16 protein-coding genes are annotated in these 16,336 nt (G+C 53.8%); 6 read left to right on the top strand and 10 right to left on the bottom strand.

Features of this window, described 5'->3' with window-relative positions; all coding sequences use genetic code 11:
- Window position 1: 1 nt before the first annotated feature.
- The 4 genes from Tel_11265 (at window position 2) to Tel_11250 (ending at window position 4,621) form a co-directional block, all read left to right on the top strand.
- The gene (locus Tel_11265; protein ID ALP53667.1) at window positions 2–3,097 is read left to right on the top strand and encodes a metal transporter; all 3,096 of its coding nucleotides are present in this window, start codon (window positions 2–4) and stop codon (window positions 3,095–3,097) included.
- 67 nt (window positions 3,098–3,164) lie between these two features.
- Complete coding sequence (locus tag Tel_11260) at window positions 3,165–3,491, top strand: transcriptional regulator (protein ID ALP53666.1); 327 nt, start codon at window positions 3,165–3,167, stop codon at window positions 3,489–3,491.
- A 48-nt stretch (window positions 3,492–3,539) separates the two neighbouring features.
- Window positions 3,540–4,151, top strand: a complete 612-nt coding sequence (locus Tel_11255; GenBank protein ID ALP53665.1) for a hypothetical protein — start codon at window positions 3,540–3,542, stop codon at window positions 4,149–4,151.
- Window positions 4,148–4,621, top strand: coding sequence for a hypothetical protein (locus Tel_11250; protein ID ALP53664.1), 474 nt, complete (start codon window positions 4,148–4,150; stop codon window positions 4,619–4,621). The genes Tel_11255 and Tel_11250 overlap by 4 nt, the downstream gene beginning before the upstream one ends.
- A gap of 72 nt (window positions 4,622–4,693) precedes the next feature.
- On the opposite strand, the gene Tel_11245 is transcribed toward Tel_11250, so the two are convergent.
- From Tel_11245 to Tel_11205, 9 genes are all read right to left on the bottom strand, one after another.
- A complete protein-coding gene (locus Tel_11245; protein ALP53663.1) occupies window positions 4,694–6,988 on the bottom strand; it encodes a hypothetical protein in 2,295 nt (764 codons plus the stop codon).
- Window positions 6,989–7,286: 298 nt separating this feature from the next.
- Window positions 7,287–7,949, bottom strand: coding sequence for a hypothetical protein (locus tag Tel_11240; GenBank protein ALP53662.1), 663 nt, complete (start codon window positions 7,947–7,949; stop codon window positions 7,287–7,289).
- A gap of 75 nt (window positions 7,950–8,024) precedes the next feature.
- Window positions 8,025–8,591 (bottom strand): hypothetical protein, encoded by a 567-nt coding sequence (locus Tel_11235; protein ALP53661.1) that lies wholly within the window; start codon window positions 8,589–8,591, stop codon window positions 8,025–8,027.
- An 83-nt stretch (window positions 8,592–8,674) separates the two neighbouring features.
- A complete protein-coding gene (locus tag Tel_11230; GenBank protein ALP53660.1) occupies window positions 8,675–8,899 on the bottom strand; it encodes a hypothetical protein in 225 nt (74 codons plus the stop codon).
- 2 nt (window positions 8,900–8,901) lie between these two features.
- Window positions 8,902–9,318: a hypothetical protein gene (locus Tel_11225; GenBank protein ALP53659.1), complete on the bottom strand. Its 417-nt coding sequence runs from the start codon at window positions 9,316–9,318 to the stop codon at window positions 8,902–8,904.
- 95 nt (window positions 9,319–9,413) lie between these two features.
- Complete coding sequence (locus Tel_11220; protein ID ALP53658.1) at window positions 9,414–10,538, bottom strand: methyltransferase; 1,125 nt, start codon at window positions 10,536–10,538, stop codon at window positions 9,414–9,416.
- A gap of 91 nt (window positions 10,539–10,629) precedes the next feature.
- The gene (locus tag Tel_11215; protein ALP53657.1) at window positions 10,630–11,121 is read right to left on the bottom strand and encodes a hypothetical protein; all 492 of its coding nucleotides are present in this window, start codon (window positions 11,119–11,121) and stop codon (window positions 10,630–10,632) included.
- Window positions 11,122–11,398: 277 nt separating this feature from the next.
- On the bottom strand, window positions 11,399–12,025 hold the full coding sequence (locus tag Tel_11210) for a hypothetical protein (protein ALP53656.1): 627 nt from the start codon (window positions 12,023–12,025) through the stop codon (window positions 11,399–11,401).
- 108 nt (window positions 12,026–12,133) lie between these two features.
- On the bottom strand, window positions 12,134–12,688 hold the full coding sequence (locus Tel_11205; protein ALP53655.1) for a hypothetical protein: 555 nt from the start codon (window positions 12,686–12,688) through the stop codon (window positions 12,134–12,136).
- A gap of 539 nt (window positions 12,689–13,227) precedes the next feature.
- Here Tel_11205 and Tel_11200 point away from each other — a divergent pair.
- A complete protein-coding gene (locus Tel_11200; GenBank protein ID ALP53654.1) occupies window positions 13,228–13,425 on the top strand; it encodes a transcriptional regulator in 198 nt (65 codons plus the stop codon).
- A 2-nt stretch (window positions 13,426–13,427) separates the two neighbouring features.
- Entirely contained in the window at window positions 13,428–15,503 is a 2,076-nt protein-coding gene (locus Tel_11195; GenBank protein ALP53653.1) for a hypothetical protein, read from the top strand.
- On the opposite strand, the gene Tel_11190 is transcribed toward Tel_11195, so the two are convergent.
- On the bottom strand, window positions 15,479–16,336 hold the full coding sequence (locus Tel_11190; protein ALP53652.1) for a transposase: 858 nt from the start codon (window positions 16,334–16,336) through the stop codon (window positions 15,479–15,481). The two genes, Tel_11195 and Tel_11190, sit on opposite strands and share 25 nt — an antisense overlap.

Below are 16,336 nucleotides of genomic sequence, written 5' to 3'. Positions count from 1 at the left end.
CATGTTAAATAACTTAGTTGAAGCGTCTTTACGCTATAAATTTCTGGTGATCGTCTGTTTTGCGGTAGTGGGCTTTCTCGGCTGGCGAGCGGTAACCACCGTGCCCATCGACGCCTTCCCCGACGTCACCCCGGTGCAGGTGAACATCTACACCGAGGCAGCTGGTCTGGCGGCCGAGGATGTCGAGGAACTGCTCACCTTCCCGGTGGAATCCGGCATGGCCGGTCTGCCCGGCGTGCAGGAGATCCGTTCGGTGAGTCTGTTCGGGCTCTCCTATGTCTCGGTCTATTTCGCCGATGATATGGATATCTACTTCGCCCGACGGCTGGTGATGGAGCGCCTGCAGGAGGTCGGCGACCGTTTGCCCGAGGGTTATGGTAAACCCGAAATGGGGCCCAACACTTCCGGACTGGGTCAGGTCTTCTGGTACACCGTGGAGCGGGCAGATAAAGCGTTAGAAGAAGATGTCAGCAAGATGGATCTGCGCAGCCTGCAGGATTGGCAGGTACGGCTGATGCTGCGCACCGCGCCGGGCGTGGACGATGTCATGTCCTGGGGTGGTGAGGAACGGCAGTTTCAGGTGGTGATCGATCCACTACGCCTGATCGAATACGACCTCAGCTTTCGTGAAGTGATGGAAGTGATCGAGCGCAATAACGGCCAGGTGGGCGGTCAGTACATCAACCAGGGGTCGGAGCAGTACCTGGTACGTGGACTGGGGTTGGTGGAGAACGAAACCGACATCGGCAACATTGTCGTCAAGGTGGAAGAGGGCACGCCGGTCTATCTGCGTGACGTGGCGGATATTGCCCAGCAACCGGCCTTGCGTTTTGGCGCGGTGACCCGCGATGGCGAGGAAGTTGTACTGGGCATGGCGCTGGCCCGTATCGGTGAGAACGCCAAGAACGTGGTAGCGGCGGTGAAAGAGAAATTCGGTGTGGTCGAGTCCGCCCTGCCTGAAGGCGTGGCGTTGCGCCCGGTCTACGAACGCACGGACCTGGTGGATAAGGCCGTGAATACGGCGGTAAAGGCCCTGGTAGAGGGCTCCATCCTGGTCGCCATTGTGCTATTTCTGTTCCTCGGTGAGATCCGTTCGGCCATTGTTGTTATTTCCGCGTTGCCATTGGCGATGCTGATCGCCTTTATCTTCATGGGTGAGATGGGCTTGTCGGCCAACCTCATGTCGCTGGCGGGTTTGGCCATCGGCATCGGCATGATGATCGACGGTGCTATCGTCATGACCGAAAACGCCTTTCGCATTATGGCCGAGTGGCGAGAAAAGGGTGAAAAGGTCAACCGTAGCGCGGCGGTGCTGGCGGCGGCCAAAGAGGTGGCCAATCCCATCGCCTTCGCCATTCTTATCATTATTGTGGTGTTTCTGCCATTGTTCAGCCTTGAGGGATTAGAGGGCAAGCTGTTCAAGCCCATGGCCTTTAACATCAGCTTCGCCATGGCCGGTTCACTGCTGCTGACACTAACCATCATCCCGGTGCTGGCGGTGCTGATTCTCAAACCGAAAGAGGAGCGCGATACCCTGCTGGTGCGCTGGCTGAAGCGGGCCTATCTGCCCACCCTGGCCTGGTCGCTGGCGCATAAGCGTACAGTAATAGGTGGCGCGGTGGTGTTGTTGATTGGGGCGCTGGCGCTGTTCCCGCTGCTGGGCAAGGAGTTCATGCCCCAGTTGCAGGAAGGCTCCATCATGTGGCGGGTGGTGTCGATTCCCTCCACGTCGCTGGAGCAATCCATCGACATCTCCAAGGATGTTTCTAAGGTGCTGACGGCTTTCCCCGAGGTGAAGACCACCATCGCCATGATCGGCCGGGCCGAAAAGGGTGAGACCGCCGACGTCAACTACATGGAAATCTACACCGAGCTGAATCCCCACGATGAATGGCCCAACGCGAAGCGGGAGATGCCCGATCTGGTGGATGAGATGCGCGAGGCGCTGGAAAAGGCAGTGCCGACAGCGGTGATCAGTTTCACCCAGCCGATCCAGATGCGTGTGGAGGAACTGATCTCCGGCGTTCGCGCCACCCTGGCGGCCAAGCTCTATGGGCAGGATCTGGACGAACTGGATCGCGTCAGCCAGCAGGTCAAGAACGCCATCAGCCAGGTACCCGGTGTGGCTGACCTGTCGCTGGAGGCTAACCTGGGTAAGCCGCAGATTCGCATCCAGGTCAATCGCGAGCAGTTGGCGCGCTACGGAATGAACGCCGATGAGGTGTTGACCGTGGTGCGTACCGGCATCGGCAACGAGCCGGTCTCCACTCTGATCGATGGCGTCAAGCGTTTCGATATCACGGTGCGTTTGAACGATGCGGCCAAGATGTCGGTGGATGCCATTCGCGACATTCCCCTGCGCAGTAGCGACGGCGCCATCGTGCCACTGCACAAGGTAGCCGATGTCTCGGTGACGGAGGGTTACTCCTTCATCCGCCGCGAGCAGTTGCAGCGTTACGCCGTGATTCAGATGGATGTGCGTGGCCGCGACGTGGACAGTTTTGTCCAGGATGCGGAAGCAGCCATCGAGACACAGGTCGAACTGCCACCAGGCTACTGGATCGAGTGGGGCGGTGCGTTTGAGAACCAGCAGCGGGCGTTGCAGCGGCTGGCGATCATTGTGCCGTTGACCATCTTCTTCATCTTCGTACTGCTCTACACAGCATTCAATTCGATCAAGTACGCCACCTTGATTATCGCCAATGTGCCCTTCGCCACCATCGGCGGCATCGTTTCGCTGTTCATCAGCGGCCAGTACCTGTCGGTGCCCTCGGCGATCGGTTTTATTGCCGTGTTCGGTGTAGCCATGCTCAACGGCATCGTGTTGGTGAGCTTTCTCAACGAGCTGCGGGAGAAGGGCCTGTCCGTCTACGACGCGGTACGTAAAGGTGCGGAGATGCGATTGCGGCCGGTGATGATGACCGCCAGCGTCGCCATTCTCGGTCTGGTGCCCATGCTGCTTTCCAGTGGTGTCGGTGCCGAAACCCAACGGCCCCTGGCGGCTGTGGTGGTCGGTGGCCTAATCACCTCCACGTTATTGACTCTGGTGCTGCTGCCGGTGATCTATGAGTGGATGGAGACACGCAAACAGAAGTGATTTCAGACGTCCCCTCTCACTGAGGGGGAGCGCTGTTTTCCACTATTTATATTTAGGAGAAAAGACCATGAAAGAGATCAAAGCCTTTATCCATCGCAACCGTATTACTGATGTCATCCACGCTCTCAAGGGGGCCGGTTTTGATAACCTGTCCATCGTCGATGTTAAGGGTACACTCAAGGCGCTGGATAGTAAGGAGCAGGACTACTCCGTTGAACTGGGAACCGCCGTCATTACCGAGATAAAACTGGAAGTGGTGTGCGAGGAAACACAGGTGGATGAAGCGATCCAATTAATTCGAGAGCATGCGCGAACCGGTCAGAATGATGCCGGATGGATTTATGTCATCGAAATCGGTCAAGCAATTCGGATTGAAACCAGAGCTGAGGGTTAATCGGATGACGGGCAAGAAAAACAACGAAACAAGGAGAGAATTTTTGTAATGGTGTCGAGAAGCAAAGTCTGGACCTGTGGCATGATTAGTATCTGCCTCGTCGCCGTCACCGTAGGCGGCGCATGGTGGTGGATAAACTCACAACCCTCCCCTATCCCCCAGCATCTCCAGGACATGGGCGGTGACTTTACCCTGCAGTCGGCGGATGGTCCGATGGCGTTGGAGGATTTTCGCGGCAAGGTGGTGCTGGTTTATTTCGGCTACACCAACTGCCCCGATGCCTGCCCCATGACAATGAGCAATTGGGCGCGAGCGTTTATACAATTGACAGAAGAGGAGCGCTCAAAAGTTCAGGGCATGTTGGTCAGTGTCGATCCCGCGAGGGATACCCCCGAAACACTCAAGGAGTACACCGCCTATTTTCATCCTAATATTATCGGTGTTACGGGTAGCGAAGAGGAGTTACGAAAAATCGTTTCACGCTATCGTTCGGATTTCGAGATCGAGCATGAAGGCAATAGCGAAAATTACACTGTGGCTCATATGTCGTTTGTTTACGTCATCGATCCTCAAGGTAAGCTGCGCGATCTTCTCGCTCACGAAAGTTTGCCGGAAGAGATTGTGAAGAGTCTTCGTAATGCGCTGAAGGTGAGGTTATGAAATATCTATTGATCATCTTGGGAATGTTGCTTGGTACACTGCCCATTACTTTCGTTCATGCCGATGATGTAGAGGCAATGGCCGTCCAGGTTACCCATGCTTACGTGAATAGCATGCCCCCGGTTGTGAAGGTGACAGCCGGGTTTTTTGAATTGAGAAATAGCGGTAGTGCAACGATTACGCTGACAGGTATTAGCAGTCCGCAAGCGGAAAAGGTCGAACTTCACCGGTCTGCCGGCGTGGATGGAAGAATGACCATGCGCCAGCTAATATCCCTGGATATTGCGCCCGGTGAAAAAATTAAACTCGAACCGGGTGGCATGCACTTGATGTTGTGGGGACTGGATCGATCGCTTCGCCCCGGTAACTTTGTACGGCTCACCCTGCATTTTTCCAATGGGCAGAGGAAGATTTTTCCGGCTGAGCTGCGGGACGTGCGTGATGAGAGTTCCCGCCACCATGGGCACTGAGAGCTACTTTGATGATGGATAAAAAAACCGCCAAACGTTTTATCGTTTGGCGGTATAGTCGAACACTCCTGTCTAGTTGAGTAATTGTTTAGCCAAGGCCACTTCGATCGAATCGCCATCCTGATTGAGGACGTCCAGCCCGGTGTCCGGCATATCACCTGACGTGGACTGGCTCACTGCGATCTTCTTGGCCATGAGCGACAGGCACGCCATTTGTGCCGAACCGCTGTAGCCGAGGAAGTAGACATCCACCGGTTCCTTTTGACCAATGCGCCACGAGCGTCGTGCAGCCTGTTGTAACGTATAGACGTTATAGCCACTTTGCATGAAGACGATGGTTGGAAAGTCCAGCAGATCCAGACCGGTTTTGACCAGTTCGGGGTTGGTGATAATCACATCCACACCACGCTCGACCTGATCGCTTATCCAGTCTTCCCGCCGGCTTGTCTCCACACTTGCACGCAACACGGCAGCCTTGAGCCCTTCCACCTCCAGCAGGCCTTTGAGCCTGGCGGCGGTGTCACGGGTGCCGGTGTAGGTCGTATAGACCAACACACGGCGGCCACGGTCCTTTTCTTTCTTGCATAGGCGCACCATCTCCGATTCCTTCGGCGCCGGTTCGCCCCCGATGATCGTGGGTACGAATGCCAGCAGTTGCCGCGTCCTCGGATGCTTCACCACTTCCTCACGGAAACAGGTGTCGGGCCAGGCCAGAAGGCAATTCAGCACGACACCTAGAAGACTATTGTCTCCTGAACGAAGCGCATCCTTCAGTGCGCTGGTGAGTTTGGTCTCCAGGTCCTGGTACCGTTCGGCCTGCACGTCCGTCATGGCCACTTCCGTGAAATGCTCGTGGTAGGGCGCCAGAATGTTGTCGCCGATCTCCTTGAGCTTCAGAAAAGCAGTGAATGGCAGTACATACCTCGCCACACCCAGCGGGCCGAATCCCGGCGCCTTTTGTGTGCGGACGCTGATACGCTTGCCGCGCGCGGTACGATGGTTTTTCTCTTCGGTTTCTTTATAGATATCCTTGAGAATGCCATGCTCACGCATAAACGCCATCGCGGCGGTGCCCAGGCTGCCACTCTTGAGGTTGTAGCGGTAGCCATCCTCGATCATCCGTTGTGGCATGATGCGCCATAACAGAAAAAAGAGATCGTCGGCATAACCACCCATCAACGTCCCGGTGAGTAACAACACCTTGCGTACCTTGTTGGCCAACACACCCATGGCCTGTCCTTGAGCTGAGCCGTCGTTTTTATACTCATGGCCTTCGTCCACGACCAGTAAATCAAAGTAGCCGTCCGGCAGATAGCGCTTGATGAACTCCGTTGGTTGAAATCCCCCTTGACCGAAGGATATCTCCAGCGATGCCATGGCGCGTTCCATGCGGGTGGCCTGCCGGTCACTGAACACCAGATCCCCGTTCTCATCCATCAGGTTGATGAACTCGTACAGGTTGTCTTCCAGCATGCCCGAGAGCAAATCCTCACCGAAGTTTTGGATCAGCCTCTGCGCCGTTTTTTTACCGATGGTCGGCAACTGACACATGGCCTCGACGACCAACTCATTGCGGCTTTTCTGCTTCTGGCCCGGACGAATGAGCGACCAGAGTCGTTCACCACACTGTCGGCAACTCTGTTGCCGATCACTCTTGAAACGCCCTGGTTCTACAGGCTCACTGTCACCGTCTTTCACCACGGTTCCACAGCTTGGGCAACTCGCGTATGCCAACGTTTTCACGAAAGTAGACGATGCATCGTTGCCTTCCTCCGTATGTTGGCGTATGTGTTGCTTGCGCACCGCAAAGGCTGGCTTCCAGTGTGATCCCATGCGCATCCGCACACGGCCCAGGATGAAAAACTCCGGCCCCTCGTGCTGAGTGGCGTGATCCAGCACCGCCCGAAGCTGTAATAACTTGCGGATGGTGTCGGGACCATTCAACACCCAGACACGGGCGTTCGGAATCGTCTCCAGGATCTCCCGCCGCCACTTGTAGACCAGGTGGGGAGGTGAGACGACCAGAGACCGCTGGAAACCCTCGGCATACATCACCGCAGCGGCGGCAATCGCCATCATGGTTTTGCCGGTCCCCATTTCCGCATTGATGATCGCGGCTTTTTCCGCCTCGTCCATCAACAAGCGGGTAACCGCCTGTACGACATCACGTTGAGCCGGAAAAGGTTTCCGTATCAATCCCTCCATCACCGCATCACGGTGGGGGTTGGACTCGCCTGTATAAACAGGAGGGTTCTGCCGCGATACCGCGTTCAACAGATCATCACCAAAGTCGGTGACAAACTGGGTCAGCGGTATGGCGTCTTGTGTTTCCTCCTCGATTGATAGTGCTTCTACTACTGCATTCATGTGCTTGCTCCTTTCATGGTTAAAAAGAAAGGGCAGCGTTATCCCCACAAGGGGAGTGACTGCCCTTGTGGGTTGTGAAAAATGAACCGGCGATCCTTCTATCCCACATATATAGGGATAAGAAATCGCTGCGCCTGTTGCACGGTTCGAAGAAGGCGCTGAGGTATCCGACGACTCGAGAGTGGTCAGACAAGGGTGCCGCTGAATACGCAGTGGCCACGGTTGAAACTGCCATTCCAAAGCACAGTTATTTCTGCACTTTGGAATGGCCCCGCACAAGGCGGGGCGTTTGGGTTGGTTACTCGGTTTCTTGAAAAACCTCGTTGAGGTCAATGGTTGCTTGTTCCACGCAATGCTCGACAACCAGCGCCTTGGCCTTGTTACCATCCGATTGCGTGATGTAACGCAGCTCGTCGGTCTCGAAACCCTCAGCGTCATAGTCAATCACGGCGACAGAGGGTGCAGCGTCAGGCCGGTCGGCCACAACTGCTTGCACGAGTCCGCCTTCGATAACAACGGCCAGTCGTTCACAAGTTTCGCGGGGCGTGGTGTAAGCACGGCCTGCAGACGGTCCCGCTGCAATCAAGGCAGCTTGATAGGCCTGATCCAGGTCGTCCCAGTCGACGCTGCCGCCGCGTTCTTCGCCGCGGCGGTAGGCATCAACTAACAAACATGCGGCCTGAAAAGCTGCATCCCGACGACGGATCTCTTTGACGCTGGTATCAGCTTCCGGCCAATCGCCGGATACTTCATCCTCGATGGTAAACTCGAGGGCAATACCGGCATCACCGGTCTCCTCGAAATCATCGTAGAGCAGCGGGACCTCTTGCGTGTCATCCCAGATATCGCCCTGGTCGAACAAATCATTGGCCCTGGCGATGGCGGCCTCGCGGCTTTCGGCCTCGATGCCGACCATGACCCGGTGTTCGTAGGGCAGTGTGTATTGAATAACGTATTTCATCGTTAAGTCTCCTTTGGTTGAATGCCAGGGAGACCACTCCCGTCAGGGCGATGATCGCCCTGACGGGGTTGATGTTTACGATAGATAACCGGCGAACTGCATACCGGGTTCGTCATAGAACCAGGTGGCCTGCACATCCAGTTGATGTTCATCGAACAGTTCCAGAAGGGCAGCATAGATACCCTCTGGCGGCGACCAGGCGGTATAAAACTCAAGGCTTAGATATTCAGGGCTATCATCGACTACCTGAATGTCATTGGCCCCCACATCCCATTTGGTACCCCAGTTTTCGATCCGCCATCCATACCAGTCACTGAAACCATACCGCTCCAGATTGGCCTTGTATTGCTCAGCCAATTTCAGATAATCCGGATGTTTATTTTCCAGATGCTGGATGAGTCCATCTCGGGTTGTGATACCAGCCGCAATGACCCACGGGTAGCCCAGCACCTTCTCGACATCGCCGTAAACCACTTCGTAGCCGAGAATTGAGGACCCAGATGCAAGATCAAGATCCAGCGGCATCGGCTTTATCTTTTGAAACGAGATCGGCTGTTCATCAGTACCGATCAGTTTCTTGAGTTTTTCAAGATCCTTGGCAGGACCGGAAAAACTGACTTTATTTTCACACCAGTTTGGCATTGTGTTTCTCCTTTGATTAAAAAAGGAGAGACCTCACCCCGCCGGGGAGAAGTCTCCCCAGGCGGGTTTGCTATGAACTCAATTCATAGAATTGATGAAGTGAAATGCCGGTATCGGATACCTTGGCGTATGGCTTCCAGTTGACCACCCAGATGGGCGACCGCCTCGGAGCCAAAGCCTTCTCGAATACCGAAGACTTTGTACTCCACCAGAGCGCCAATGGCTTCCGACTCGGTAAGGAGTCCGGCACTGCGCATGCAGCGAATCAGTCGAGGATACTGTCGCTGGATTTCGTTTCCCATGGTCACAGTCAATCCTCATGCGGCAGCATGATGGTGATCACCGGTTCCCCGTCATCACCCGGACCACAGACCAATTTCAGACTTGTCAGTCTTGCCTCGACGCTCTTGCCGTCGCGGGGAACACGATAGAGCTGATACTCCATCTGCGTGCCGCCGTTGGCGCTGCGGATTGCGATAAACGCCATCCACAACACATCCCACAAGCGACCGGACTCGTCCTGATAGACTTGTCGTTGATTGTCGTCATCCGACCAGGCAACGCAGTCCTGCCAGGCAGTCTGGGTGATAGCGACCGGCCACCGGAAACCAGACTCTCTGGCCATTTCCGATATGTCCACCAGCACTCCGTCCTCGATGGCCTGAGCGCGGGTGTAGATGTAGATGACATCACCGAACAGTTCAGTGGCAGTTTGATTTTCTTTCATGATGGTTCTCCTATTGGTTAATAAAGCGGAGAGACCACCATCCCCAGCGGGGAGTGAAGTCTCCCCAGGTGGGTTAAAAGCAAGTTGATAAACGGTTATCTGATTTCAATCACACGAGCATAGTCAGGCCCTGGTGTGAAATCGATCGCCCGGATTGTCGGCACAAATTTGTCGGTGAGAATGGTTATGGAGGTCACCGTATCGTCCGGCTGAATCTCCGTTCGCACTTCTCTCATCTTCTCTTTGTGCGTACCGCCTTTGATTAAAAACCGGCGGCCATCCTTTGACTGGACCACTCCGGACACCTGACCGGCAGCCAGAGAAAGCGCCAAATGCCAGTTCGACAATGGGCGCAAAGGTCTGCGACTACTCTCTAAAGCAAGACGCCGGAACTTGAGATTGAACTGATCCCATAGACAGGGATTGCGTCGTATCTCTTCGTTCAACTGACCAGCATCGATCTTTACGTAGTTGAATTTGACCTCACCACCCGGTGCCGCCGGTACCACATAGGGTTCCTGCGACCACGCCTCGGGCAGTACTCCCGGTTCCAGCTCGCCCGATACGATCGAGAGAAGCCGGTTCCGCATTTCAGGATCATCATTCCTCGCATCCCTGGTACGACGCCTGACACCGAACAACACGATCTGCTTGAACTGCTGTTCCGGCGCCTGGAACACCTGTACCCGATGGAAATGGGTGGTGATCCATACGGCCAGTTCTTTATCCAGCGTATAGCGGGGAATGATGAGCACCATGATTCCCCCGAACTGCAACGCCGGAACGGCGAAGTTATAAAACAACTTCTCCAGCCGTTTGCGACCCCCTTTATCCATTTGGCCACCGAGACGATCCCCGGTGCTGCCCTTGTCGGCAACCAGATCACCATAGGGCGGATTGAGCCACAACAAACCGAACTGGCGTTGTCCGAGATTGCAATCCTGGATATCGCCATGGATGCCATGATCCAGGAGTTGCTTGGCATGCCAGGCACGCTCCCGGTCATATTCCACAGCGAAGGCCTGTACACGATCGCTGCCCAGGTGGTGTTTGCATTCCGCCAGGGCGACGCCTTCGCCGGCACAGGGATCGAGAATCCGTAAGGTCCCCGACCTGGGTGCCGACAAAGCCGACAACACCCGTGCGATGGTATCGCCATCCGTTGGGTAGTAGCCGTTCTTTACAAAATTACGCGCCAGGCGCTGAAACATTAAAGCCATGATGTTTCTCCTATCATTGATTGAGATGAGCCGGAGAGACACCACCCCTGTTGGGGAAAGTATTTCCCCGGCAGGGTTTTAAGATGAATGGTCAGACAAGCACTTCACCGAGCATGCGGCGGGGAACGCGATAGCACATGCCATCATATGTTCCCAGCAGCGGCCGTTTTGAAGTGATGACCACCCACGGTATTGACGCATGAACAAGACCGATCTTCTGGCCGATTTCGACCTTCCGATTGCGTCGTTCGTGATACTTCTGGACCTCGGCGCGCCAATCGGCGTTAGCGACCGGGACCATCGCCAGATACTTCAACGGACAGGAGAAATAATTAGGAAACATGGATTCCTCCATGTCCTTGTATCCCCAGCCATAGCCTTTATCCGAGCGCAGCAGGTAGCAAGCAATAAAACGCTTGGTGGTCTGCTCCTGTTTGTGAGTGATTTCAACCACTGCCCAGAGCACATTGCCACGAACACTATGTGTTAGTGTCTCCCAGCGTCGTGTCTCGTTTTCTTCGGTAGCCGTTAAATCACGAATGATGTCGGACTTCGAAGAGCCCTGAGTAAAAAGCCAACCCATGGTATTCCTCCTTTGCGGAAAGCAAAAAGCGGGGCGCACCATGACCCGGCAGGGTATGAGGATACCCCGCGGGTTTATAGAAAATGAACCGACGGTCAAATGACCGTTGCGCCTGTTTCACGGTTCGACGTAGGCGTTTCAGGTGCCAACTATTGTTGGCAAAGGTACTGCTTTAACCAAGCAGCCAGGTTGAAAATCGTTATCCGGAATCTTCCCTGATCGCCCTAAAGCAGGAAGATCAGAGAAGCCCCCGGAGGGGGCTAATGGGTGGAGGTTACTAAGCGAGAGTCAGTGAGCCGTCCCGTACGAGACCGGTGATCACCGTTTCGACTTCCTCACCAAGGTTCAGATCGATCATGGCGGCATGAATGCCGATGCCATCGAAGTCCTTGATCCAATCCCGTGACCGGAATGCCTCGGTAACGGGTTCGATCCAGTGATCGAGCAGTGGCAGGTGACAGATGGCTTTCGTCAATTGCCAGATACGGCCATGAACCACTTCACGTCCTGCCCCCGTCGAAACCTCGTCCGGCTTGAACAGGACGATGGTGCGGCGGTTGGCCAGATCAGGCTCGGTCACCAATCGGTTGAACAACCACAAGTGGGCCATGTCGCCGAAGATATTGGTCGGCATGCGGCCCGAGTAGTGGTCGAGTCGATCGGTATCTCCGATCTGCACGAGCTTGCGCCTGGGCAGTCCGTTCTCCGTGTTTTCCGGACGTAGAAAAAAACTGTCCAGGCCGCCTTCGTGACTGGGAAGGGATAGCCGGGCCAGGAATTCCTGGAGTGCGGTATCGCGTCCCCAAAGGGACAGAAACAGTAGATTGTCGGCGGCGTCCACCAGAACGGCATCGGCAAACAACTCCGGCGCCTCGTCCACCTGCATCAGATGTGATTCAAACATTGCTTTCTCCTTTTATATATAAGAAAAACGTTTAGAAAAACGCCGGAGAAAGCACGCCCACCGGGGCATGTTTTCCCGGCTGGGTTTTAAGGTGAGAAGTGACTGGAACTAGCTATTGTTACCTGCGTTGCTCCAGATCTGCTCAATTGCGTCAAACGTATAACTCAACGCCTTGAGACGGTTGCGCTGTTCACGGAATCGCTTACGGTCTACCGTCGGATCCAGTCTGACCTGAGTCCCAAGGGGCCACAGCGTTCCAAACAGTGCCTCATCGCCTTCGGCGCTGGTTTCAACCTCAGACGGCTGTTCCAGCCGGTCGGTTGAAGAGGGTGCCACAGTAGATACAGCAGGCGACGGTTGATCGTCCATCGGGTCTGGTTCAGATGTAGCCGCCTTGTCCTCGGGTTTGAGTTCATCGACACCCTCGAGCGTCAGGTTCTTTAACGTGGCCCTGACCTCGACAACAAAACGGCCAGCAGCGAAGTAGGATGCCGGGAAAATCTGCGTAATGCTGAAATTCCCCTCATACCGGCCTTCATCATATTGATCGAGCAAGGTGTCTTTGACGGCAAACTCGCCCAAATCGGTGATCAGCCGGCCGACATTGAATGGCCCGTTACGGCCCTGGATAGTACGAATGGATAAAACGCCATTGATATTCATGGATTACCTCCTGTTAATTGAAAAATTATGCACAGAGAGGTATCCCGATTCGGGGAAACACTCCCCGGCAGGGTTAGAAAAGAAAGCCGTTAGGCTGAATGAAGAATGAACCGGCGACCAAGTGGTCGTTGCGCCCGTTTCACGGTTCGGCGAAGGCGCTAGGGTACTGGCTTGAGCCAGCATGGGTTGCTGAATACTCAGCGGGTAAAACAGGCTTCAGGCTAGCTCAGGGTAAATAGTGTAATCAATAGGATATTCTTCATTGCTGCCATAAATTTGTGAGAAATGATGCCTACACAGTCATTCATTTCAGGTAACTGCAGGCATGAATTACACAACCTATTGATCTATAGTGCCTTGTTCTGGCCAATCTGTGCGCCGAGAGGCAAAAAACCTAGCTTTTACCCACCTATTCTAATACTCTGTGACCAAATATTCCCGATTTTATTGGACAAAGTTCTGTGACAGTCTCAGCGTGGTTGATTTTCGGTGGTTTCCGAGCTTGCCTTCGGCGAGGCTGCATAGTGGAGTGCTAGGCGATGACTGATGATCGTTGGCTTTCGGTGGACGAAATCGCAACCCATCTCGGGGTCAAGCGTGACACCATTTATAAATGGATAGAACGTAAGAATATGCCTGCCCACAAGGTAGGTCGTCTCTGGAAATTCAGAAAGGACGAAGTCGACAATTGGGTACGAACTAATACTGACAATACCGACAGAAGCAAGGAAGGCTAGGAATGGACGTCTTCAAATACCGCGACAGAATCGTTGCCGATTACAGGTCTTTCACCACTAGCTTTACCAAGATAAAAGCTGACGATATCCGGGAGTTTGTTACCAATCGGTATGACTCAGGACATTACTGGCCAGCACCGTTGGTTCAACTAAATCCTGCATATGTGTCTGGCCAAAATATCGAGCAAATGGTAAATGCAGGAAAGCTGCATTCAACATGTCAGGACATATTCAGATTTGGGCGCGAGGGCAGTAATCCAGGGTTTTCTGCACAGCTCCACAGACACCAGCAAGATGCCATAGATATCGCGCAGCGGGACGAGAGTTATGTTCTCACTACCGGTACCGGTTCTGGTAAATCTCTAAGTTACATTCTTCCAATAGTCGATCATATCCTGAAGTCTAAAGGAACCCAATCTCCGGCAATAAAGGCCATCATCATCTATCCGATGAATGCGCTGGTTAACAGCCAGTTAGAAGAGCTGGATAAATTCCTCGGGCATTATGGCGAATCGAAACCGGTTACTTATGGCCGCTATACAGGTCAGGAATCCCAGGAAGAACGTCAGATGATGGCTGCGATACCTCCTGACATCATATTGACGAACTATATGATGTTGGAACTTCTAATGACGCGGCAGGATGATCTCGATCGCACAGTAATGCAAGCAGCCAAGGGGCTCAAGTACTTGGTGCTGGATGAGCTGCATACCTATCGAGGACGCCAGGGTGCCGATGTTGCAATGCTGGTGCGGCGCGTCCGGGAGAGACTGAATTCGAATGTTCTGTGCATTGGTACGTCTGCCACTATGGCCAGTGAAGGGACTCTGCAGGCGCGAAATGAGGCCGTATCCGAGGTTGCGAGCAAACTGTTCGGAACCCAGGTTAAAGCGGAAAACATCGTAACAGAGACTCTGCAACGGCAGACACCCCATTCGGGAAAACCAGTCGGAGCCGTTCTGGCCGATGCCATCAAATCAGGGTTTCCCTCAAATACAGATTTTAAGGCGTTAAGAGAGCATCCAGTATCAGGGTGGATAGAACTGTCCTTGGGACTGGCCAAGGAGGAAGGCCGATGGGTCAGAGCCCGGCCGCAGACAATTAAAGATGCGGCAAAGCGGCTTGCTAATGACTCTGGGCTTGATGAGCAACAGTGCGAAGAATATTTGAGGGAGTTCCTTTTAACCGCATATCAATGCCGGGACAGCAAAAACAAACCCCTGTTTGCATTCCGCCTCCACCAATTTATTTCTGGTGCAAATACACTCTACGCAACACTAGAACCGGAGAATAAGCGTCAGTTCGATTTGACTGGGCAACAATTCGCCCCAGGGGAAAATAGAGAAAAAAAATACTTCGGCGTACATTTTTGTCGTCAGTGCGGTCAGGAGTACTACCCTGTCTGGCACGTTAGTGAGCATGGCGAAACCGAAATCAGTCCTCGTGATATCGACGAGCGCAGCCATGATGATGAGGATACAAACTTTGGCTTTTTTATGTTCGATTCAGGCCAGCAGTGGGATGATGCTGATCCGGAAAAATATCCGGAAAACTGGCTGGAGGTTAAAAAAGGTGACTACAGGGTAAAAGGCAATTTCAAGAAATATTGCCCGCAGCGCACATACGCCGAGCCTAACGGGCATTGCTCTCATGATGGAGAGCATGGTTGGTTTATTCCTGGAAGTTTTCGCTTTTGTTTAAGCTGTGGTGTCTCCTATGCGGCCAGAGGTCGTGACGCAAACCGCGTCACCGGTCTGAGCGGGGAAGGGCGTTCTTCTGCCACAACAGTGCTTACGATATCAGCGCTGCGCTATATGCTCGAACGGGACACGGATCTGGAAGAGGATGCAAAAAAGTTACTCGGATTCTCCGATAACAGGCAGGATGCCTCGCTTCAAGCTGGCCATTTTAATGATTTTATACAGATTTTGCTGCTCCGAGGTGCGTTGCTGGCAGCAGTGCAAAATGCAAGGGAAGGGTATTTAACAGACAGCATCATTGCTCAGCGGGTATTCGAAAAGCTCGGGTTTGATAAATCAGGGGAGGACGGGTTTTACCCCGTTTCCACGGACGGTTGAGTTAAGCATAAATTGTCCTGTTTAGAAGTTTCAAGCCGTCGTCTACGTCTGGGATTATGAAACCGCTCGATATAGTCAAAAACATCCGCTCTGGCTTCGGCACGTGTCTGGTAGATGCGCCGATTCACCCGTTCGCGTTTGAGCATTCCGAAGAATCCTTCCATCGAGGCATTATCGGCACAAGTTCCCACGGCACTCATGCTACAGATGAGATTATGACCCTTCAGAAAGCGCTGATACTCCCCACTGGTGAATTGGCAGCCTCGATCCGAATGCAAGATCACCGGTGTTCGATCTTCCCGTTGCCACAGCGCCATCAGCACGGCCTGCAATACCAGTTCCCGGGTCTGACGATGACTCATTGACCAACCGACGATCATGTCCGAGTATAGATCCTTCACGGCACTCAGATAGAGCCAGCCTTCGGCTGTCTCAATAAATGTAATGTCAGTGACCCACTTGGTGTTCGGCTCGTTCGCATTAAAATCACGCTGCAGGTAATTCTGCACACCCATCGGTCGGTGAGTTGCGCCCTTTCTATGCCAGCGTTTCTTCTGTGGAATGCCCTGTATGCCATTGATCCGCATCAAGCGGGCAACACGGTTGATACTGCACAGGGCGCCTTCATAGCGCAGTTCTTCCCAGATCCGTGGTGACCCCATGACACCATCACTTTCCTCATGAATACGGTGTATCTTCTTCAGTAACCGCTCATTCGCCTGGCTGCGGGCGCTGGGGGCACGACCCTGCCAATCATAATACCCACTGGACGAGACTTTGAGACAACGGCACATCAGACGAATTGGAAAAGCATCGCGGCAGCGCTCGATCAT

This window comes from Candidatus Tenderia electrophaga (genome assembly GCA_001447805.1).
GTDB classification, from domain to species: Bacteria; Pseudomonadota; Gammaproteobacteria; order Tenderiales; family Tenderiaceae; genus Tenderia; species Tenderia electrophaga.
Note: the sequence above shows the minus strand (reverse complement) of the source record. Positions and strands in the feature narration are given on the sequence as shown.